This is a genomic window from Stieleria sp. JC731 (assembly GCF_020966635.1).
Taxonomy (GTDB): Bacteria; Planctomycetota; Planctomycetia; order Pirellulales; family Pirellulaceae; genus Stieleria.
In genome coordinates, this window is sequence record NZ_JAJKFQ010000011.1 from 177,789 (window position 1) to 201,522 (window position 23,734).

At 53.3% G+C, this 23,734-nt stretch carries 11 protein-coding genes; 8 read left to right on the forward strand and 3 right to left on the reverse strand.

What is annotated here, in order from left to right; translation table 11 throughout:
- The first annotated feature begins 381 nt into the window (after positions 1 to 381).
- Positions 382 to 1,059: an RNA polymerase sigma factor gene (locus LOC67_RS17780; protein ID WP_410001155.1), complete on the forward strand. Its 678-nt coding sequence runs from the start codon at positions 382 to 384 to the stop codon at positions 1,057 to 1,059.
- A 566-nt stretch (positions 1,060 to 1,625) separates the two neighbouring features.
- On the forward strand, positions 1,626 to 2,681 hold the full coding sequence (locus LOC67_RS17785) for an anti-sigma factor family protein (RefSeq protein ID WP_230264006.1): 1,056 nt from the start codon (positions 1,626 to 1,628) through the stop codon (positions 2,679 to 2,681).
- Between the two features lie 386 nt (positions 2,682 to 3,067).
- Here LOC67_RS17785 and LOC67_RS17790 read toward each other — a convergent pair whose 3' ends face one another.
- On the reverse strand, positions 3,068 to 3,580 hold the full coding sequence (locus LOC67_RS17790; protein WP_230264008.1) for a HEAT repeat domain-containing protein: 513 nt from the start codon (positions 3,578 to 3,580) through the stop codon (positions 3,068 to 3,070).
- 842 nt (positions 3,581 to 4,422) lie between these two features.
- On the opposite strand from LOC67_RS17790, the gene LOC67_RS17795 reads away from it, so the two are divergent.
- The 5 genes from LOC67_RS17795 (at position 4,423) to LOC67_RS17815 (ending at position 15,823) form a co-directional block, all read left to right on the forward strand.
- The gene (locus LOC67_RS17795) at positions 4,423 to 6,951 is read left to right on the forward strand and encodes a CHASE3 domain-containing protein (RefSeq protein ID WP_230264010.1); all 2,529 of its coding nucleotides are present in this window, start codon (positions 4,423 to 4,425) and stop codon (positions 6,949 to 6,951) included.
- A 9-nt stretch (positions 6,952 to 6,960) separates the two neighbouring features.
- Positions 6,961 to 8,406 (forward strand): sigma-54-dependent transcriptional regulator, encoded by a 1,446-nt coding sequence (locus LOC67_RS17800; RefSeq protein ID WP_230264011.1) that lies wholly within the window; start codon positions 6,961 to 6,963, stop codon positions 8,404 to 8,406.
- Between the two features lie 1,213 nt (positions 8,407 to 9,619).
- Positions 9,620 to 10,933 carry an efflux RND transporter periplasmic adaptor subunit gene (locus LOC67_RS17805; protein WP_230264012.1) on the forward strand — a complete coding sequence of 438 codons (1,314 nt, stop codon included), beginning with the start codon at positions 9,620 to 9,622 and terminating at the stop codon, positions 10,931 to 10,933.
- A gap of 11 nt (positions 10,934 to 10,944) precedes the next feature.
- On the forward strand, positions 10,945 to 14,121 hold the full coding sequence (locus LOC67_RS17810) for an efflux RND transporter permease subunit (protein ID WP_230264013.1): 3,177 nt from the start codon (positions 10,945 to 10,947) through the stop codon (positions 14,119 to 14,121).
- Positions 14,122 to 14,182: 61 nt separating this feature from the next.
- Positions 14,183 to 15,823, forward strand: coding sequence for a TolC family protein (locus LOC67_RS17815; protein WP_230264014.1), 1,641 nt, complete (start codon positions 14,183 to 14,185; stop codon positions 15,821 to 15,823).
- An 875-nt stretch (positions 15,824 to 16,698) separates the two neighbouring features.
- On the opposite strand, the gene glmM is transcribed toward LOC67_RS17815, so the two are convergent.
- Positions 16,699 to 18,042, reverse strand: coding sequence for a phosphoglucosamine mutase (gene glmM / locus LOC67_RS17820; protein WP_230264015.1), 1,344 nt, complete (start codon positions 18,040 to 18,042; stop codon positions 16,699 to 16,701).
- 144 nt (positions 18,043 to 18,186) lie between these two features.
- On the opposite strand from glmM, the gene LOC67_RS17825 reads away from it, so the two are divergent.
- Entirely contained in the window at positions 18,187 to 20,001 is a 1,815-nt protein-coding gene (locus LOC67_RS17825; protein WP_410001156.1) for a phospho-sugar mutase, read from the forward strand.
- A gap of 972 nt (positions 20,002 to 20,973) precedes the next feature.
- On the opposite strand, the gene LOC67_RS17830 is transcribed toward LOC67_RS17825, so the two are convergent.
- Positions 20,974 to 23,418, reverse strand: a complete 2,445-nt coding sequence (locus tag LOC67_RS17830) for a hypothetical protein (RefSeq protein ID WP_230264016.1) — start codon at positions 23,416 to 23,418, stop codon at positions 20,974 to 20,976.
- Positions 23,419 to 23,734 lie beyond the last annotated feature (316 nt).

Sequence of the window (23,734 nt, forward strand, 5' to 3'; positions counted from 1 at the left end):
GTCTGGTGCCACGTTGACCGAGCTTCTTTGTTGGCGTCCGTTGGATGCAAATGGCAAATGAAACCAGCCGCCACCGATTTTGCCTTTCGTATTCGTTCACGCCTTGTGCACGGGCGAAATTTGTTTTGCTATCGCGTTGTATCTTCGATCTCGCCATTCAACTAGGCTTGCCCTCCCAAGAGTCTGACTAAATCCGAAAAAATCGTTTTGACGATCGAGCCATTCGACGAGATAATGCGTAGCAAAGGGAACCAGAAATCCGTGTTGATAATGGCGGTCTCTAAGAACACAAAACGCGTTCTGTGGAGCACTGGTTTCCCTTGCTGAAGGTTTTCTTATCAAAACACGGCGATTTTAGGCTTTACGCACCTAGGCGATTCAATGTCAGCTTCATCAGCTTTGCACCATTCGACGACCGCAACGGAATCGGCGTTGGATAAGCAACCCGCACAGCCACAAGAAGAACTGTGCGACGAAGCGCTGCTGGCGGCTTATCGAGAGACTGGTAACCGAGCCTTTTTTAACCAGCTGATGCAGCGATATCAGCGGGAAATCTATAGCTACTTGCGCCGTTACATCGGTAGCGTCGAAATGGCTGAAGACGCTTTTCAGGGCACTTTTTTGCAGGTGCATCTGAAGTCACACCAATTTGACAGCTCGCGACGATTCCGGCCTTGGCTGTACGCAATCGCCACCAACCAAGCCATCGATGTCCAACGTCGAAACAAGCGTCACCGGATGGTTAGCTTGGATCGGACCCCCAACGATTCCGAACAGCGAAATGCCAGTTGGGCCGAAAAGTTGGTCGGCGGAACGCCTGATCCCCTCGCGGCCGCTTCGAATCAAGAGAACGGCAATTGGATGAAGGAGTCGATTAGGACACTGGGCGAGCCAATGCAGCAAGTGATTCAGCTCGTCTATTACCAAGGGTTGAAGTACCGCGAAGCGGCCGATGTGCTGGGAATCCCGGTCGGAACAGTCAAAAGTCGACTTCACGCCGCCGTTCAACGCTTGGGCGTGATGTGGGAAGACACTCACGAAGCCAACGCTGACTCATAAACGTTCGCTCCCATAGACCGGCGATTCGGTTCATCGCCGCAAATTTCGCTCTCTCTAAAACATTCCGAGACGACCTGATCGCCATCGGTCGTTTTTGACTTTTCGGGCCCCGTCAACTCCGGGGTGACTCGATCGCGCGCAAGTCGATTTCACTGATGCATTTCACTGCGCAAGTGAACTCGCAAACGTGTAAAATTCAGTGACAGGCGTCAGACGCAGGTTGATCAGCGTGTGTTCGCTGGAAATCCGTTCCGCCGCCTGGTGGTTAATGCAAAGCATCCGATTGGTCGAAAATGGTTCCTAGAACTGTTTGATTTGCAGATCTGTATGCTGCCTTAATCTCACAGGATTCGTTTTCAAGCCGGGGAAATCCCTTTGCTTGCGAACCATTCACTTTAGCAACACGTAACACCATCCAACCCTTAGTTTCCGTAATTCTGCTACGTCAACGCCTGAGGAATCAATCGATTGGTCTTTCGCAGTTTGTCGGCAATCCGGCGTAGACTGCGGAATTCGATCTTGAGATTGCCAGGTTAGCCTACCTTCGTATCCCACCATTTCGTTCGATGCACGAAGACCTGATCGGTTACCTTCTCGGTGCTCTTGAACCCGAAGAGATGCAACGCATTTCAGAGTGGCTCAAAGACAATCCGGAAGGACAAGCTGAATTGGCTCGGTTGGAGAAGAGTTTGCGTCCGTTAGAAGACGGCTTTGAAGCAATCGAAGCACCTAGCGATGATCTGCTGGCTAGAACTTTGGCGGCGATTCCCGACGGAATTCCTCCTTCATCGGAAAGTCCAAAAAGCGACGATCACAAAGTGTCGCTAAGTGATGTCGAGTTGTCTCGAGAGTCGATGCGGCCGCCAAGTCGGTGGAGCGTGATGGATTCGATCGGCGGTTTGCTTTCCGTGGCAATCTTGTTGGCTCTTCTGCTGCCCACTGTCGCGGCGGGACGATTCGAAGCTCGGAAGACCGCTTGCCAAGATAATTTGCGGTTGCTCGGTACAGCTTTGATGCAGTACGTCACGCGTGATCATCAAGGGCGGTTGCCACAGGTCAGGCCGAGTGGCCCGGAAGCTTTTGCGGGCGTCTATGCGATTCGCCTAAACGATGCTGGGCTTTTGCCAGAAGGTCAGCCTCAGTGGTGTCCTTCAATGACGCCGCTCAAATTGGAAAAGAACGATCCGCATCACTTGTTGGAAGACGCTTCCTACCAATTGCCCGCAGCGAATCAATTGCGCGAACTATCGGTCAATGAGCTGCAGTGGCTGCAACGTTATGCCGGTGGTCACTACGCATATACGTTGGGAGTGATCGGTGACCACGGCTATTCATCGCCTCAGTATGAAGGACGCGATTCGTTTGCTGTGATGGCCGATGCTCCCATTACCAGCCTTGATGCCGATGGCACAACTGTGACTCGATACGCACATGGGGGTAAAGGCATCAACGTTCTGTACGAGAACGGTGCTGTGCGTTTCGTTTCTCTCGATGCGATCGACTCCATGCGTGACAACCCATTCTTGAATCACGCTGGCGCCGCCGAAGCAGGTGTCAACATCGATGATGCAAGCCTCGCACCGAGTTATCTGCCACCGTTCAAGATTTCGGTTCAACGATAGCCGCTGCCGTTCTTCTTACCGCCTTCGCTTCTTTCCCGGTTTCGCAATGCATGTCCCGGATGGCAATGCAATGCAGTGCGTTATTCGGTAAGTGTCCAACGGTGTGAAATAAAAAGTCGGGTGTAGAGACACTCGATCAAACTGGCCCTTCGTTTTGCTTGGCATTGCACCCGCGGGGGCAATTGCTTGAACAGCAAACCGTTGCCAGAAGGCGAACTCAAACCCCTGGCATCGAAGCGCTTGCTCGACAAGCCACGATGCAACGCAAAGGTCGACTTAGGAACCAATTTTCACACCCAAATGCCTTCGCCATCGATTTCCTGCGCAGGTCATTCTAGGAATCGATGGCGGAAAGCGAAGCATCTCTACACCCGGAAAATGGTTTGTTAGGCGGGTTGTGCATGTGGGATTTGCATCGACTGAAGTGCTTTGTAAGCCGCAATCGGAGTTGATAAAGTCGGTTCGAATCCTTCAATCGCTTGGATAACCGGGCGGACAACTTCTCGCTGCAGGCCGTTCTTCTCCATGTCTCGAAGCGCGTGATGAGCAGCACGACAGAAGACCGATGATGGGGCTTGGCGCGTGAGCCCACTTAGCAGTGCCATCAATCCTGATTCGCCAAGTTGTGCGACTCCCTCAGATGCGATCCACCGGATGTTTTCGTCTTCATCATCCATCGCATGGACCAAGGGGATCGCGGCAATCGGGTCTGCGATCGACAGCAAGCACTTGGCTGCTTCCCAGCGTACCTGTGATCTTGGGCTGAGAAGCTTACCGATCAGAGCACGCGTAACATCCGGGCCTGCCAAAGAGATCAGCTTTTCGCGTGCACGGGTTCGCTGGACCCCGTCCTGTGATTCCAGTTGATGCAAAAGCGAAGAGGTGTTGTGATGATTCATTGGACTAATCCTTTATGTTGTTGTTGAAGGTGAATCATGTTTGGCGTCCGGACTCAAACGCATGTCATGTGCCGATCGGCTGCGGAGGCCTCGCGAAATTGATCGCGGTACCCATCCGACGCAGCAGATGTAGTCATTCAAGGCGACCGTTCTTTGCTTGATTGCCATGGAATTTGGGGGCGCGTCTGCGTGAAACGTCACCGCGAAAACACATCCAAAATTTTGGTGCCGTTGACTGCGCCCACCCACTCAGTCGCCGGCAGACCATCGGTACAAGGGAGTCGGCGCGCGCAATCCTTGCTCGGGGTGAACAAAATATTGGTCAGTCATTGCTGATCACTGAGGTCGATCGCGTTCATTCACGTTGATCAGCGTCGAGGCTTGTAATCGGTAGCCAGATTTGAAGAGCGAATCCGTTCGAAAACGCCTCTCTGGCATCGTCACTAGAGCTGCCGATGGCAATCACGAGGCCAGACGCAAGTTCAGAATTGGCGTGGGAAGCCGTTTAGGAAGTCATCAAGAAACGGTTTGGTACGCAATTCGCTTTCTATAGTGAGGGGGGCGTTGCGGTTCGAATTCGCCGCCAGATCTTGATCGTGTTCTTAGTAGATTGGCGACAATGAGCATTTGCGCCACCTTGTCATGAGGGGCTAGCGACGAACCGACGATTCAGTGGGTCGCTCCTCTCGCCTACAGTGCAAGGTTTTGCACGAGCAATTATGTAAGCGTCGGCCGACATCCGGCGGGCATAGATAAAACTTTACGAACGACAATTTTATGAAAACAATCATCGCTGCTAGCGAGCCAAAAAGCTTGTCAGGGTCCCTCGCGAGCGTGCTCGGATGAACGACGATCGGAATAGCTATTGGCTACCTGCCGCGATTGCTTTGGCGTTTGTCGCCATCGCAATCTTTGGCGTGGTGACGTTCCATAACACCATTGCGGTGCGTGAGGGCGAGCAAGAGATCGCCCGGTCCTACATCATTCGCGAGACAACACGCGAGTTGCTCTCGTCGATGAAAGATATGGAGACCGGGCAGCGAGGTTTCTTGATCACTGGCAACGAACTCTACTTGGATGCCTATTTTCGCGGGTTAGAAAATGTTGAGCTCAACTTCACGCAACTGAAAGATCTGATTCACGAGAACAAAGTACAGCGCCAGCACCTCGAGCAAGTCAAACATCTCAACGAGGATCGAAAGGCATACTTGGCGGAAACAATTCAGCTCAGACGTGATTCGCCCGGTCCGACGATCCCCACGGCTGTGCTTGAACTTCTTTCTTCAGGACGCGGCAAAGAGAAGCTTGACGAGATCCGTGTGATCGTCGAGCAAATCTTGAGCGAGCAGCAACGTCAGCTCGTTCAGCAAGAAGCCGTGTCAGAAGAACGCGCGGTTGCTTCAGAGTTTTTGATCGTCGCAGGAAATTCGCTGGCTCTGGGGCTATTGGTCGGTGCGGGGGCGATCGCACATCTGGACCGGAAACGACGTGATGACGCTGAATCACAGATGTTGGCGAAGCAGGCCGAACTGGTGTCGATCATCAACTCGTCTCATGATGGGATCATTACGTTTGGGCATGACATGCAAATACGTTTGATGAATCCGACGGCGGCTTCGATCTATCGAGTTGATCCCGAACGGCTTGTCGGCATGAACGTGCTGGCGCTCTGTCCGTCGGCACGCAGGTCCGAAGCGGAAGCAAAGATACGCCACTTTTTGTCTTCAGATGATTCGATGGCATTTATCGCCGAAGCGATCGGACTTCGTTCTGATGGGCATGAATTTCCATACAAAGGCACGATGACGAAGACCATCGCGGGTGATGAATTTGTCACTTGGATGGTTCATGATTTAAGTGAATCGAAAGCCAACGAAGCGAAAATTCGCGAGCAGGCATCAATCTTAGATCAGGTTCGCGACGCGATTCTTGTCTGTGACATGGAAGGGCGAATTCTGTTTTGGAACCGCGGTTCTGAACAGCTCTTCGGTTACTCATCTGAAGAAGCTTCGGACCGCAACGTTGTCGATCTGCTGTTCAAAGAGATCGCCGATTTTTGGACTCGCGGACAAGAAACTCTTGCAGACACCGGCGTCTATCAGACCGAAATCAATCATCAAAACCAGGACGGAAGCCTAATCGCGATCGCTCACCGTCGGACATTGATCCGCAATGAGCAAGGCATTCCCTACGCTCAGCTGTGCTTAAATTTTGATGTGACCGAACGTAAACGGGAGGAGTCTCGTTCCCGGCGTTCACAGCGTTTGATCAGTATCGGCACTCTGGCCGGAGGTATCGCACACGACCTCAATAACTTGCTGACGCCGATCTTGATGGGGGCCAAGTTGTTGATGCGGGAAGGCAGTGACCACCAGCGGTTGGCCAAAACAATTCTGACGAGTGCAGAACGTGGTGGTCAGATGATTAAAAAGTTGTTGGCGTTCGCAGGCGGCGAGGACGGTCCGCGAGCAAAGATCGATATCGCAGACGTGCTCAACGAGGCTCACGGCATTCTGCAACACACCTTGCCCAAGTCGATTGATCTGACGGTTGCTGGCGACGAACACCTTTTGTCGGTGAACGGCAACGCGACCGAAATTTCGCAAATCATTATGAACTTGGTCATCAATGCGCGTGACGCGTTGCCAGACGGCGGCCGGATCGAAATTACTGCCGAGAACGCGTTTGTCGATTCTGTGAGGGCAAAACAAAGTGACGACTTAAAGAAAGGCCCCTACGTGTTGATTCGTGTTCGTGACAACGGTGAAGGTATCGAAAAGCATCATATCGATCACATCTTCGATCCATTCTTTACAACCAAAGAGCAAGGAAAAGGCACCGGTTTGGGGCTTTCGACGTCGCTCGGGATTGTGCGATCTCATGGCGGAGACATTTACGTCAACAGCGATCCGGGCAAGGGAACGACCTTCTCTATCTATCTGCCCTGTGACGATGCGGATGTCGAAGCAGGCCCCGAAATGATCCTTGTGAAAACGCCAACGGGAAATGGCGAGTCAATTCTGATTGTCGACGACGAATCCCTGATCTTGGAAACCGCCGCAGAAACTCTCCGTACCAATGGCTACGAAGTGACCACGGCGACGAGCGGACGCAAGGCTATCGAAACCTTGTCCGAACGTCAGGACGGCTTCGATCTTGTTATCGTAGACATGATGATGCCAGGGATGGATGGGATGGCCACAAAAAACAAACTGAGACAGATTCAACCCGAAATTCAAGTTGTAGCCAGTAGCGGATTGCGACGCCCAAGCAGCGATGGTGTCCATCTGAGTGACTTCGATGCGTTTTTATCTAAGCCCTACTCCGACGAAAACTTGCTACAAACCGTTCACCGAGTCTTGCAAAAATAAAGGTTTGCGATGCGACTGCTTGTCATAGACGATGAACCCTTGATTCTTGAAGCGATCAGCATGACGTTTCCTGATGACGAAGTGGTTACTTGCGAAAATGCAAACGAAGGCATCGAAGCCTTTGTCGAACAGACTCCCGATGTTGTGCTCTGTGATATCCGAATGCCCGAAATCACTGGCATGGAGATATTCGAAAAGCTGCACCGTATCGAGTCCAGGGTGCCGATCATTTTGATGACCGGACAAGGCACCGCGGGAACTGCGATCGAAGCGATGCAGCGTGGCGCGTTTGAATATGTACTGAAGCCGCTTGACCCGGATACGTTGATTCCACTGATCGAAAACGCGACCGAGACCAGCCGCATGGCGCGAGTTCCGGCGGTTGTTCCCAACAACGACGAGCACTCTGTCAGCTCCGACGATTCGGATCTGTTGATCGGGTCATGTCCACAGATGCAAGAGGTTTATCGATCGATCGGGCGAGTGACTGCGCAAGACGTAACGGTGCTGATCCTAGGTGAAAGTGGTACGGGGAAAGAGGTCATCGCCCGGGCGATTTATCAATACAGCTCACGTGCTAGCGAGCGGTTCCTTCCAATCAATTGTGCCGCGATTCCAGAAAACCTTCTCGAAAGTGAACTTTTTGGGCACGAGAAAGGTTCGTTCACCGGAGCGGATCGAAAACGAGTTGGCAAGTTTGAACTCTGCAACAACGGTACGCTGTTTCTTGATGAAATCGGCGACATGACCCCGCTGATGCAGACAAAGATCCTACGAGTGTTGCAAGACCAAACGTTTGAGCGTGTGGGTGGCGCAGATACGATCCACACCAATGCAAGATTGATCGCGGCGACGAACGTTGATCTTGAACAAGCGATGGAAGAAAAGAAGTTTCGCAGTGACTTGTTCTACCGCCTAAACGTCTACACCATACGCTTGCCACCACTAAGAGACCGTGGCGATGACATCCTGGAACTGGCAAACTACTTTGCGACGCGGTTTTCCAAATCGATCGGGAAAGAGTTTGGTGGTTTCGCCAGCGAGGCTGTCGACCTGTTGATGGGCTATGCGTGGCCTGGCAACGTTCGCGAATTGCAAAGTGCAGTGAAACATGCGTTGCTGCAAGCGACAGCGCCGGTGATCGTTCCTGCCTTTCTTCCCGAATCGATTCGAAAGGTTCATGGTGGTCCCGTCGCCAGTCGAGCAAATCCGAGTGAAAATGCGATCGATTTCGCAGCGTTAACACGTTCGCGATTGAAGGCCGGGGCCAGTGATATTCATCGCGAATTGATCAGCATGGTGGAGCGGCAAATCTTTGCCGAGGCACTCGAATACTTCGATGGAAACCTGACTCAAGCGGCCAAGCGTTTAGGCATCACGCGAACGACATTGCGTTCTCGGTTGGAATCTCTGCAAATGTCGGTAGAGCGGCAGACCTCGATCCAGTCGAAGTAGGCTGGTGCTGAGTCACAATCGAGATCTCGCTCACGCTCAGGCGACGCTGCAATCCCGCGTCCGCGATCACCGATCAGTTTGGAGCAATCACCTGAGCCGCTTCGGCGGTAGCCGCGGTTGAGTGTCTGGCAACGTTCAGTTCAAGCAACCGTCGCTAGCGCGATGACGGCTCAGTTTGGTGCAACGACCTGAGCCGCTTTGGCGTTAGCCGCGGTTGAGCGTTTAGCAACGTCGGATTCAAGCAACCGTCGCTAGCGATTACGGCTCAGGTTGGAGCAATCGCCCTGAACCGCTTTGGCGTTAGCCGCGGTTGAGTGTTTAGCAACGTTCAGTTCAAGAAACCGTCGCTAGCGCGATGACGGATCAGTTTGGTGCAATCACCTGAATCGCTTTGGCACTTGCCGCCTGTTGATCTCCATTGTCGCCCATCACTCCGTGATGGCAGCGTTCATACCTGCGTGGCTTGCGCAATGGACCGCGACGTTTAGAAGGACTAAATCTGGAAAACAACACGTCGCCAACAGTCACTCTATCGGCACTCAACTGTCGCACGAGCTTAGGGCAAATACGGGAACATCATGGCGATTTATATCACATGAATACGTCGTTCCAGAATGCGTTCCCAAGGTCAGTGATTCGTGGCTTTCGGAGATTTCTCTGCAGAATTTTGTAGCCCTGTCTGCAAACCTTTGCAGATGCCACCCGGCCAAATCGTGCACGCCCGAATAGATCTTGCTCGGGACGGATAAATCTTGATCGGAGCTCGCCTAGATTTGCCTGGAATACACGAAATAACGTGTTTTTGCAGGTTCAGATTGTTTAGTGGTGCCGACAACTCGATGCAGGCGGCAAACGGAAACTTTCAGGACCATAGCCGATCGAAGTCACTTTGCCAGGTCGCGCAGCTGGCTGGTGTAAGCTTGGAAAGTGAACGGCACAGGTGAGATTGGCGCGACATTTGCCTAGAGGTGTATCGACTGAGATTTTTCGGAGGGATCACCGAACCTTAGCCGCTTGCCGAGAAGGCCATGAATTGTCCTACGGCAGGAAAATGTCTGCGGATGACAAAGGTGTGTGCCGGCCAGCTACTTAAAGCGAAGTGCGTTCAATACGGGCGCTCTGCCGGATTGGATCCCATCGATAACTTCCCGATTGAATCAACGATACCGAGTCAATACATCCCTATTGGATCCAGCCCGCAAGTAGCGACACGATGAAAGCATCACCCATTCCGATCCTTCTTCTGATTTCCTCTGCCCTCTGCCTTCCCGCCTGCACCCGACTTGAAGCTCAGCACGCCGAAGGCCATCACGAGCACACCCACAAAATTGTCGTCACCCGTCCTGAAGTGAAGGACGTCGTCAACACGAAACAGTATGTCTGTCAGATCCATTCTTGCCGACACATCGAAGTGCGAGCCCTTGAAGGCGGTTACCTGGAACAGATCGCGATTCGCGAAGGCCAAGTTGTCAAGAAAGGCGATACACTCTTTGACATCGTTCCGACGTTGTACGAAGCACGCTTGGATTCGGAAATCGCTGAAGCACAGTTGGCACAAATTGAGTTGAGCAACACCCAAAACCTGTTCAACCAAAACGTCGTCTCAAAACAGGAAGTCGCACTTGCTCAGGCGAAGCTTGCCAAAGCACAAGCGAAAGTCAACTTGGCCAAAGCCGAACTGAACTTCACTAACGTCAAAGCTCCCTTTGATGGGATCGTTGACCGGTTGCACGAACAACAGGGAAGCTTGATTGAAGAAGGTGCGATGCTGACAACGCTGTCGGACAACAGCGTGATGTGGGTGTATTTCAATGTTCCTGAAGCTCAGTATCTGGAATACATGGAAGAAATGCAGCAGCATCAAGAAGAGCTGCAGGTGGAGCTGATGTTGGCCAACGGTCAAAAGTTCTCACAGACGGGCAAGATTGGTGCTATTGAAGCTGACTTCAATAACGAAACCGGCAACATCGCATTTCGTGCAGATTTCTCGAACCCGAATGGTTTGTTGCGGCACGGTCAGACCGGAACGATTCTGATCAGCCGTGTCGAAAAGAACGCGGTGGTAATTCCCCAGCGTGCAACTTATGACGTGCTGGCGAAGAAGTATGTGTACGTCGTTGAGGATTCCGACGGTTCGTCGCTAAAGTCCGCCCACGGTGGCGAGCATGGCGAAGAAGGCCACGCAGCAGATAGCCACGCTACTCACGAATCGGCTACTGCAGAACATGCAACTGCCGAGCACGCTGTAGCGGAACATCACGCGGACGAAGCTCATCATGACGGTCACGAAGCTGCCGAGCACTCGACATCACATGAAGCAAAGCCCGGACATTACGGGATCGTTCATCAACGCGAAATCGAGATTCTGAATGAACAAGAGGATGTCTTCCTGATCAAAGGCGGATTGGGCGAAAACGACAAGATCATCTTGGAAGGCGTTCAACAAGTTCATGATGGCGAAGAGGTGGAGTTCGAGTATCGGAGCCCCGAAGACGTCCTCAGCAACCTTAAGTTTAAGGCTGAGTAGGGAGCGTTTTCATGTTTGCGAAGTTTCTTCATCGCCCCGCGTTGGCGATCGTGATCTCCCTGCTCATCGTGTTTATGGGCGGGCTAGCGATTAATACGCTACCGATTTCACAGTTTCCGACAGTCGCCCCACCTAGCGTTGTCGTTTCCATTTCGTTTCCCGGTGCGAGCGCGAAGGTGCTCGTGGAATCGACAATGGTGATTTTGGAACAATCCATCAATGGTGTTCCAAACATGCGTTACATGACTTCCGACGCGACTAGCGCTGGCGAAGCGACGATTCAGGTTATTTTTGAACCGGGAACTGACCCCAACGTTGCCGTTCTAAACGTCAACAACCGAGTTCAGGCGGTAAAAAACAACCTTCCGCCAATTGTCGAACGCGAAGGCATCATCGTCATGCAGAACATGTCCAGCATGTTGATGTATGTGAATGTTTTCAGTAAAGACAAGAACGTCGATCAGAACTTTCTGTACAACTACGCCAACGTCAACATCTTGCCCGAAATCAAGCGGATCCAAGGTGTCGGACGGGCATCGATCCTTGGCAACCGCGCGTACGCAATGCGGGTCGAGATGAACATGGAGAGGCTTCGCGCCTACAACATGTCTGCCGAAGACGTGATGGAGGCGCTTGCCGAGCAGAGCATGATCGGGTCGCCAGGTCGTCTCGGTCAAGCGACCGGTCGAACATCGCAAACGATCGAATACGTTTTGACTTGGGTCGGGCGATACAACAAACCAGAGCAATATGAAAATATCATTCTGAAGTCGAATTCCGAAGGCGAGATTCTGCGGATCAAAGATGTCGCGACGGTATCACTGGGGTCGTCTTTCTACGATTTGTATTCCGATATCGATGGAGACCCCTCGGCGGCGATCGTCTTGAAGCAGACTCCCGGTTCGAATGCTGCGGTTGTCATCGAGAATGTAAAAAAGAAGCTCGAAGAGATCAAAGAGGCTTCGTTCCCGCCTGGGATGGACTTCGAAATCAGCTATGACGTTTCTAACTTTTTGGACGCGTCGATCGAAAAGGTACTGCACACCCTTGTCGAAGCTTTCGTGTTGGTCGCCTTAGTTGTATACCTGTTTCTCGGCGATTTTCGTTCGACGTTGATTCCGACACTTGCGGTGCCGGTTTCGTTGATCGGGACGTTCTTCTTTATGTTGATCTTCGGAATGTCGATCAACTTGATCACCCTGTTCGCCTTGGTGTTAGCCATCGGGGTCGTTGTCGACGATGCGATCGTTGTCGTCGAAGCGGTCCACGAAAAGATGCATAGCAAGCACCTGTCACCCTACGCGGCGACAAAAGAGGTGATGCATGAAATCAGCGGCGCCATTATCGCAATCACGATGGTGATGACCGCGGTATTCATTCCGGTGACATTCATCCCCGGTCCGGTCGGCGTGTTTTATCGTCAGTTCGGGTTGACGATGGCGATGTCCATCGTGCTCTCAGGTGTCGTCGCGTTGACATTGACACCTGTGCTATGCGCGATGTTGTTGAAGCCGCACGATCCAAACAAGAAACCGAGTATGAGTCCGCTGGCAATCTTTTTGCGGATTGTTGACCGCGGGATCGTCAAGCTGACTGGAGGATATGGCTGGGTTCTTAATGGACTGGTCACGCAGCGATTGCTTTCGGTCGCCGTGATTGTCTTGTTCAGTTTCGGAATTTTGGTCGTCAACAAAGTCTTGCCATCGGGGTTCATCCCGCTGGAAGATCAAGGGATTATCTATGGGATCATCCAGACGCCACCAGGTTCGACGCTGGAATACACCAACTCAAAATCGCACGAGCTGCAAGCGATTTGCGAAGAGCTCGATGAAGTCACATCGGTTTCGTCGCTAGCCGGTTACGAAGTGTTAACCGAGGGACGTGGATCGAACGCGGGCACCTGCATCATCAACCTCAAGCCATGGGCTGACCGGAAGCGGACTTCGAAACAGATCATCGAACTGTTGGAGGAACGCGGCCAAAAAATCGCCAACGTCAAGCTTGAGTTTTACGAACCGCCAGCGGTGCCCGGATTTGGTGCTGCGGGGGGCTTTTCGTTAAACCTTCTCGATCAGACAAACTCTGGCGATTACGAAAGGCTTGACAAAGTTACCACCGATTTCATGAATGCTCTTTCGGAGCGTAAGGAACTGAAGGGGTTATTCACGTTCTTCAACAACAAATACCCTCAGTACGAAATTGTCATCGACAATGATGTTGCAATGCAGAAAGGGGTGTCGATTGCAGATGCGATGGACAACCTTTCCATCGTCGTGGGAAGTACCTGGGAGCAGGGCTTCGTTCGATTCGGACAGTTTTACAAAGTCTACGTTCAGGCCGCTCCGGAGTTCCGGCGCTACCCTTCTGACTTAGACAACATGTTCGTCAAGAACGAAGCCGGTGAGATGGTTCCGTACTCCGCCTTTATGAAGCTGAATAAGCGACAAGGCATGAACGAGATTACTCGATACAACCTCTATCCGACTGCTTCGATTCAGGGTGCACCTGCCTCTGGATACAGCACCGGTCAAGCCATCGCAGCGATCAAGGAAGTCGCCGCGGAGACTTTACCACGCGGGTTCGATATCGGTTGGCAAGGGCTCTCCTATGACGAAGCACAGAAAGGAAACACAGCGACCTTTATCTTCCTGATCGTCGTCATGTTTGTTTACCTCGTGTTGGTCGGGCAATACGAAAGCTTCCTACTTCCGTTGGCAGTCATTGTGTCGCTGCCGATCGGATTGTTTGGATCGTTTGCCTTCCTTAACGCGATGGGACTTTCCAATGACGTTTACGCCCAGATCGGGCTGGTCATGCTTGTTGGTTTGCTGGGCAAGAACGCGATTCTGATTATCGAGTTCGCTGTCCAGCGACGGCAAGAAGGCTTGTCCCTGAAGGACGCCGGTCTCGAAGGTGGGAAGTTAAGATTCCGGCCGATTTTGATGACATCATTTGCCTTCATCGTCGGTCTGATTCCGTTGGTTCGGGCAACTGGGCCCGGTGCTATCGGAAACCGAACCATTGGTACCACCGCAGTCGGTGGGATGCTGGTCGGTACGTTAATTGGGGTGCTGGTTATTCCAGGACTTTATTACCTGTTCGGCAGGATGGCCGACGGGCGTCAACTAATCAGGGATGAACATGATGAACCGCTCAGCGAGCTCTTCGAAAGACAGGGACACGCATAGGCATCGATCACGCGCCGACGCAAAGCGTCGCGTTTTCGCCGCTGCCATTACATCTGGCTTGATGCTGGTCATACCAGCTTGTGGGATTCCACAGCTCTGCTGTCCACAGCCGGGGCCAGTCATGCCGGAGATGTATAGCGACGTTTACAACTCGCCTAACCAGCCTTCGGATCCGACCGTGGAGCCTGTTCAACAGGTTTCCACGTCGGAGTCGGATGATGCCACTACCTTCGCAAGCTTTATCGAAGCTGCCGATACACAAGAACTGAACGAAGTTCCTGCGTCGCCGGTTTCGGAGGTTGATCAAGCTGTCAGCACCGAATCCTCAGCCGACAGTGCTTATGAAGAGTTGCTTGAATTTGAAGACGATGGCGTTGTTGATTTCGATGACGAAGTCGTTAGCTGGGAAAATTCCGCACGAGTTTCGTGGTGGGAATTTTTCAACGATCCAAATCTGAGCGGGTTGATCAATCAAGCCTTTGCGGGCAACCAAGAATTGAAAATTTTGGCGCAGGAAATTCGCAAGGCCTGCTTGGAAGTTCAAGCTCGCCAAGGTGAATACCTTCCGTTCGTCACCGCCGGAATGGGCGCGGGGCTGGAAAAATCAAGCCGCTTTACTCGCGAAGGCGCCGTCGAGGATCAGCTTACCGCTGCTCCTGGACGAGGCTTTCCCGAGCCGCTGCCGGACTTCTTGCTCGGTGCCAGCGTGACTTGGGAAATTGACATTTGGAAGCGTTTGCGAAACGCCAAGAATGCGGCCGCCTATCGTTACCTTGCGACTCGCGAAGGTCGAACCTTCGTGATGACACGTTTGGTTGCCGAGGTCGCGGAAAACTACTACGAACTGCTTGCGCTTGATAACCGGTTGCAAACGATCGATAAGACGATCGAGATCCAGCAGCAGAGTTTGAAGATTGCCGAAGCGAAAAAGGAAGCCGGACGCGGTACCGAATTGGCTGTCCAGCGATTCGTCGCCGAAGTCAGCAAGAACGAAAGCGAAAAACTGATCATTCAGCAGGAAATCATCGAAGTCGAAAACCGGATCAACTTCCTGCTGGGACGCTATCCACAACCTGTGGAACGTCATGCAGAAGATTACGTCAACTTGTCGATGCACGCATTGAGTGTTGGGGTTCCGTCGCAACTGCTTCGCAACCGCGCCGATATTCGTCAGGCCGAACGAGAGCTTGCTGCGGCAGGTTTGGACGTGAAGTCCGCGCGAGCAAGATTTTATCCGTCGTTGGCTTTAACAGCCGGTGTTGGATATCAAGCGTTCAACACGAAGTACCTTTTCTCCAGTCCTGAATCGTTGATCTACAACGTCGCCGGAGATTTGGTCGCGCCATTGATCAACAAGAAAGCCATTCGCGCTGATTATCTTTCTGCAAACGCGACCCAGTTGCAGAAGGTTTACGATTACCAGCGAACGGTGTTGAATGCTTTCACCGAAGTGATCAACTTGATGGCCAAAGTGGATAACTATGGCAAGAGTATCGAGATCAAGAAGCAACAGCTCGCTTCGCTCGAATCATCCGTCGATAACGCGACCAAGTTGTTCCAGAATGCTCGTGCCGAGTATATGGAAGTTTTGTTGGCGCAACGTGATTTGATGGAGGCCAAGTTGGTCTTGATCGAAACGAAGCAAGAACAGTTGTCCGCGGTCGTCAATGCGTACCAAGCATTAGGTGGCGGACAGTTCTAGGCTGAGTGAATGTTGATTCGTGTTAACCGCGGCTAGCGCCAAAGCGGCTCAGGGTTGCGGATGACTCTGAGCCGTAATCGCGCTAGCGACGGTTGCATGAATCGAATTTGATTGATGCATTAACCGCGGCTAACGCCAAAGCGGCTCATGGTTGCGGATGACTTTGAGCCGTACTCGCGTTAGCGACGGTTGCATGAATCGAATTTGATTGATGCATTAACCGCGGCTAGCGCCGAAGCGGCTCATGGTTGCGAATGACTCTGAGCCGTAATCGCGCTAGCGACGGTTGCATGAATCGAATTTGATTGATGCATTAACCGCGGCTAACGCCAAAGCGGCTCATGGTTGCGAATGACTCTGAGCCGTAATCGCGCTAGCGACGGTTGCGTGAATTGAACTTCTTCGGCGGGCAGAGCCCGCAAGACACTACATGTGAGGCGGGAGCCTTGCACGAGCTGGCTTGAACGGCTCCTGTCTTGTGACGCACTGATTTGAGACCTCTGGCTGCGAAAAATCGCGGGTATCGTATAGCGGTTCAGGGGTATGGACTCATCGCTTCGTCCACTACCGCTTTGCCCAAAATCATACTGGCTCCCCTCGCCTTCAAAACCTTCGCGGTAGGGACGCTGCTATTCCAATGGATCTTCCCGCGAAGGTTTTGAGGGAGAGGGGCCGGGGGTGAGGGTGCAAGCGTCCGGGAAAGAAGGTAGGGCTGATCCGCGAGAGAACCGCACGCTGGCGCGATAGCGGCTGATGGGGCATCACCGTTTCGCCACTGGTCTGGACATGAAACCGCGGCTAGCGCCAAAGCGGCTCAGGGACGCGGATGACTCTGAGCCGTGATCGCGCTAGCGACGGTTGTGTGATTCAAATCGCTAACCCAATAACGCTCTTGCCGAATCGCACAACTCTTGTGCGGCTGCTTCCGATTCTGCTTCGGCGATCAGCCGAACAATGGGTTCGGTATTGCTTCCGCGCACTAACAACCAACGACCGGGCCAAGCCAAACGCAACCCATCGCCTTCATCACAAGTCGCTTCGGGATATTGTGTTTTCAATTTGGCGAACAAGTCTGGCAACCCATCGGCGGACACAGACGCTTTGTCCTTAACGATCGCAAACTTTGGAATCTCGGCCGCCAGTTCCGCGATCGATTTTCCGGTCGAGGTCATCAGGTCCAGGATCTGCGCCATACCGACAAAACTGTCTCGCACGTATCCGACTCGTGGATCGATCGGGCCGCCGTTGCCTTCACCACCGTAGGTTGCCTTTTCAGCGATCATTTTATCGGCAACGTTTGCCTCACCGACAGCGGAGCGGAATGTTGGTTGTCCTGCCTTGGCCGCGAGATGTTCGCTCATCGAACTTGTCGCACCATTGATCACGATCGGTCCGCGAGTCCCGTCGTGAGACATCGCTCGCTGAACGCACAACGCCAGGGTGTATTCTTCGCCCACGTACTTTCCATCGCCATCGATCAAAGCGAGTCGATCGGCATCGGGGTCTTGGCAGAATCCGACGGCACATTTCGATTGCAGCACCAGATCGGAGATGCAGGCCAAGTTCTCTTCGGTCGGTTCGGGGACGTGTTCAAAGTTACCGTCTGGGGTATCGCCGAATGCGACAACTTCGCAGCCAAGAGCGTTTAGCAGGCGAAGTCCGAGCAGCGATCCTGCGCCGTGGTTGCTGTCCAGCAGCACGCGGTGCTTTGCTGCACGGATGGCATCGACGTCGACCGTTTCTAAAACCGCTTTGAGGTGATCCGCATGTGGATCGTCGTGGACTGTCGACGAGCCGATCTTGTCAAATTCACACCAAGCCGCTGTTTCTTCATGGTAGGCATCGCGAATCTTCGCGCCCGTGACCGCATCGAGAACGCGGCCGTCGCTGCCGAATAACTTGATCCCGTTGTAGGGAGGCGGGTTATGGCTGGCCGAAATCTGGACCGCACCGGCCGCTCCGCTGGATTGGACCAGCACACCAATCGTTGGCGTCGCCGCGACATCGGCATCAATGACTTCCCTGCCACAGGCTCGTAGTGCCGCGACAATGGTGTCACGCAGCATCGGTCCGCTGCTGCGTCCATCCCGACCGACGATGATCGGACCGTCTGGTAGGTGGGCCGCGAAGGCGGCAACGAATCTCGCTGCCACAACGGGGGTCAGTGACTCGCCGATGATGCCGCGAAGTCCGCTGACACTGATGATTAGCTTGCTCATGGTGACTCTGTCGATCAGAACGGTGTGATACGAGGGAAAGGTCGGGGCTGCCCTCGTTGCAGGATCAGGTTGCCACACAATAGAATCCCGTACCGATGTTCCTGGCAACCAGACCACTATTTTCTCCTGCGAACACAATCGTTTATGAACGCCACCGAGTCACTTGCTGCCGTTTCCCAAGCTGCCGAAGACGGGAAAATCACCTCCACTGCTGTTGAAAACATCCAGCGTTGGCTGACAGAAGACCGCTATGCGGACTACCGAGACCAGGTGGCAGCAGAAATTGAGTCGGGCAACTGGCAAGCCCTCGACGATGCTTTCTGGACCATCATTCCCTTCGGCACCGGTGGCCGCCGCGGACGGATGTACCCAATCGGTTCCAATGCGATCAACGACCGCACGATCGGTGAAAGCGCCCAAGGACTGGCGGACTATGTCACTGAATACCACAAGGGTGCAAAAGAACTCTCGTGCGTCATTGCCTATGACACTCGCCACAAGTCGCGCCACTTCGCCGAGCTATGCGCCGGAATTATGGTGGCGGCGGGATTCAAGGTTTACTTCCTGGACGACTATCGCGCAACGCCACAGCTTTCTTTCGCCGTGCGGCACAAGGCATGCGACTGCGGAATCATGGTGACAGCCAGCCACAACCCGCCGAGTGACAACGCGGTCAAAGTTTATTGGTCCAGCGGCGCACAAGTTTTGCCGCCGCACGACAAAGCAATTATTGATCGCGTGATGAATTGCCAGGAAATCAACCAAGTCCCATTCGAGGACGCACTTCGCGACGGGCGAGTCGAAATCGTTACCTCCGAAATCGACGAAGAGTTCCTGAAAGTCACCAAAGCACAGGCTTTCGAAGGTTCACGTGACGTCAAGATTCTCTACACCCCGCTGCACGGTGTCGGTGCCGAAGCCGTTATTCCTTTGCTAAAGGCTGACGGGTTCAAATCTTGTGAAGTCTACGGGCCGCACGAAGAAAAAAGCGGTGATTTCCCCAACGTTCCTGGGCACGTTTCCAACCCCGAGAATACCGCGGTTTTTGAAAAGCCGATCGAATACGCCAAAGCCAACGGGTTCGACGTTATTTTGGCAACCGATCCCGACTGCGACCGCCTGGGTGTCGCCGCACCGGTAACGACCGATCCGTCTGGCGAGTGGGCGACTTTTAATGGCAACCAAATCGGTGCATTGCTGGCGAACTTTATCCTGGACAAACGCAATCAAGCTGAAACCTTGTCTCAGGACCATTACATCGTCAAAACGCTTGTCACGACCGAGTTGATTCGCAGTATTGCGAATTCGTACAACGTCAAAACGGTTGGCGATTTGCTGGTCGGTTTCAAGCACATCGCGGCCGCGATGGACGCCAACGGTCCAGAAAAATTCGTGTTCGGTACCGAAGAATCGCACGGTTATCTCGTCGGCCAATACTGCCGCGACAAAGACGGCGCGGTCGCATGCATGTTGCTTAGCGAATTGGCCGCGGACCTGAAGCAGCAAGGGGTTTCGATGCACGAATACCTCGCATCGTTGTACCGCAAACATGGTTATCACAAGGAATACTTGATCAACCTGGTGATGGAAGGCAGCGAAGGAATGGCCGCGATGCAGCGACTGATGAAGGCGTTTCGCGAAACGCCTCCGGCATCGCTTGCCGGTCTTCGTGTGAGCCAAATTCGTGATTATCTCAATAGCACGAAAACCGATACCGCGAGCGGTGATTCACAGCCATTGGGTGATCCCGTCGGCAACTTGATCATCATGGATTTGGAAGAGGACGGGAACTACGTCGCGGCCCGCCCCAGCGGCACCGAGCCCAAGATCAAGCTTTATGTGTTCACAAAGCTTCCCGAAAATGAATCGCAAGATTTGTCCGATGCCGAAGCAAAGCTGGGTGAACGATTGAAGTCGCTCGAAGCGGATATGCGAGCGTTCGCTAAAGCCAATAGCTAGAACAATTGCGAATGAATCCAATGCGGTGAATTCAGCCGCATTGGGATTGGTCATTTGGTGTAGTTGATTTGACCGCAGCTATCGGGATGTTGGTTTTCTATTGTCGCCCTTCACTCCGTGAAGGTAGCGTTCATTGCCTCTGGTATTGCGGAGTCGAACGCGACTACGTCTAGCGACGGTTCCCTGAAGGATGGCTAGTTTTTCAACCGCGGCTAACGCCGAAGCGGCTCAGGGATGTGGCTTGGGCTGCGCCGCTATCGCGCTAGCGACGGTTGCTTGAATCGAATTTGATTGTTGCATTAACCGCGGCTAGCGCCAAAGCGGCTCAGGGTTGGCGGATGACTCTGAGCCGTTATCGCGCTAGCGACGGTTGCATGATCATCGAACTTCTTCGGCGGGCAGAGCCCGCAAGACATTGCATGCGAGGCGGGAGCCTCGCACGAGCTGGCTTGAACGGCTCCTGCCTTGTGACGCACTGATTTGAAGCCTCTGGCTGCGAAAAATCGCGGGTATCGTATAGCGGTTCAGGGGGATGGACTCATCGCTTCGTCCACTACCGCTTTGCCCAAAATCATACTGGCTCCCCTCGCCTTCAAAACCTTCGCGGTAGGGACGCTGCTATTCCAATGGATCTTCCCGCGAAGGTTTTGAGGGAGAGGGGCCGGGGGTGAGGGTGCAAGCGTCCGGGAAAGAAGGTAGGGCTGATCCGCGAGAGAACCGCACGCTGGCGCGATAGCGGCTGATGGGGCAAAACCATTTCAGTAATTGTCTGGACACGAAACCGCGGCTAGCGCCGAAGCGGCTCATGGTTGTGAATGACTCTGAGCCGTGATCGCATTCGCGAGGGTTTCTTCAATCGCTATGGCGGCAACACGTTCGGCTTACCGAGGTGCTTTCTGTTGTCACCCTAGCAAAAAACGCCGCAAGCAAAGCTTGCGGCGTTGTCTGTTCTTTCAATCGGGCGATTCGGGTTTAGAAACCTTCGGGCTGATAACGATTGAAGCCTGTTTCTTCATCAATCGTATCGTAGAAGCCTCGCTGGATTTCTGTGGCTTCTGGGTTTGGCATGAACATCGCCATGATTCGTTGGCCCGGTTGCTTGAAGATTGCTCGCAGGTCAGAACTTGCTGGCAACAAGTTCTGACGTCGGATGACGTAGTAAACTCGTTCAGCTTGGTTTGGAGCGACAACAGCTTCGTCGTCTTCCGATGTAAAGACTGCTTCCATGAATCGAGGACCGATGGAGTCTAATTCACGAACGTTTCCGAGTGCGAACTGCCCAAAACCGGCCATGTTGTACCAGCTGAACGGTCCCAGTTCGGTGTAGTAATTGTCTTTGCGGTCTTCTGGAATCAGCTCTTCGAGTGATTTGCCATCGTTGACTTGCTTGGCGATCGAATCGGCTTCTTGCTGAGCAAGCTTGCGTGCTTCGACGACTCGAATGGCTTGGACAACCTCGTCGCGGATCTCTTCAAGTTCCGGGACAAAGCCTTCCTTTTCCTCGGTTTTCCAGGTCAGGTAGTGCCGCTCGGCACCCAGGTCGACGGTGTCGATTGGGCGGAAGAGAGGCTGCTTGATAACCTGTTCACCCAAGCCAAACATCATGATTCCAAACGGGATCGCTTGGCGAGTCAACGCGGTCGATTCGTCGACCGAGTCGTTAATGGGCTCATTTCGCAGCGAAACAATCGTGTGAGGGCCAATCTTGCGATAGGTGAGTCCGAGTTCGGCTGCGAGTGATTCCAGGTTTGGGCGAGCGGGCGGTTCGCGAGTGGTGTCGCCGTCGTTCAATGCTCGTTCGTTGAAGTATTTCTTCATGACGCCACGTGCTTTGGCCAGAGCCGCATCCCGTGCGATTCGGGCTGGTTCCTCGACCATCGATTCGACGAGCTGCTCACGAACGTCTTCGAGTGGTTGGTAGCGTGGTTCTTCAGTCGCAGCTTCTTCCGCCGGTGCACCATCGCCTTCGGCGGGTGTGTTTTCAGCGGACTCGGTTGCGGTGGTTTCTTCGGAAGTGGATTCCGTCGAAGCGTCTGCTTGCATCGCAACGAGGCGAACGGCTCGATCGCTTGCGTTTTGGGATTGGTCTTCCTCAGCAGGCTCTTCAGTTGATTCTTCCGCTGGCGGGTCTGATGCAGGTTCTGGTTCGGTGCTTGGCTCCGCAGTTTCCCCCGGCTCCGCTGTTTCCTCGCCGGATTGAGCCGGATCGGCGTCAAGCTTTTCTGCTGACTGAAGCTCTTTCTGGAACGACTCGATCTGGTTCATTCGCTGTTCCAGCTCGGCGTCGTTCTCTTCCGTAGCAGGTTCGTCGGTTTCCTCGGTCATTGCCGGCTCTGTTGCTGCTGCTGGTTCAGCTGCAGGAGGCGTTGCTGGTTCTGTTGTCGAGGTCGATTCTGATGCTTCTTCGGTCGCTGGCTTCGACTCCATTGGCGCTTCGGCGGCGTTTTCCGCAGCCGGCTCGTCGACAGTGGGTTCCAAAATCACATCGGGAGGCAACACGAATGCGCCGCCAGCTTTGCGACGTTCGTATTCCGCTGCGATCTCTTCGTCGGTCAGCTTTTTCGCTTCCGAATCGCGGAACGACTGCAGTTCAGCGAGTAGGTATTCGAAACTAGCTGATTCGCGGCGGCGGAAGCCTGGTTCGGGCGACAGGTCGTTCGGGAAGACGTCTTTGCCGGCTTCGTAGACCGCTTGAATGTCGGTTTCAGATGGGTTTTCATCGGTTTTTTCGATGAAGTCATTCACCAACACGCCGTAGGTGTTGATGGTCGCCTGTTGGTTCAGTTTCAGGAAATTGGTCCAGTGATCCAGAGGCGAAAGGATTGGCATCCCGCCAGCACTAACCGACGCGTTGGCCGCTTGGAAATAAAGCTGAGCAAGAAGTTGCTTGCGAAGCATATCCAGCAGCTGGTACTCACCCATTTGGTTGTTGGTTTCGCGGCGAAGCAATGCATATCGCTCACGTTCGGTAACCAATCCGCTGGTGAATTGATCCAGCCAGGAACGGATCGAGGTGTCGTCTAGTTCCAGCCCTTTTTCTTGGGCGAGTGACGAAAACTGCAGTGTCCGGATCGAAAAGTCCTCGCTGGGGCTCTGTTCAATTCCGACCGATTGAATTTGTTGGCTTTGTGGATCGACGGAAAAGATCGTTGGTGTTCCACCGCGTGCGAGCGTCAATTGTGCCAGTTTTCGCAGGAACTGGATTGTCGCGTAGTGATTCCGAGTGAAAGTTGCTACTCGGCTGGACGTTAGCGAGATCCCTTCGAACTCGGCGACAACCGGATCGGTCATGCCGGGGCCAGAGCTGCGCATGTACTGAGAAACTGCCGGCAGCACGACGAAGGCAAACATGGCCAGCAGGATCAAGCCGGTCATCATGACCTTCTGATTGCGTCGAAACAGCTCCAGGGGATTCATAGCGGGACTTTTCAAGGGTGAAATGGAAGCGGACGAATTCAATCGAAGCGGAAAGCGTATCGCCGCCTGTTTTCGAGGGTCAAGCGGGAATTGGGCCAAAGTCGCCCTTATCGGCACAGATCCACCGGTTTCGTAAGTGTTCCAACTTCACTAGTCGTGGACAGTTTGTGATACTTGCCGACTTTCCAAACTTTTTCCAAGTCGTGGGCCATAATTGCCGACGAGTCGAAAAAACGCCGGTGTTTCTCCGAGAAACGGCTGTGTTTAACGAAACCTCTCTGGCCGAAAGCGGTCCGTCTGGAGAATCTTATTCGGA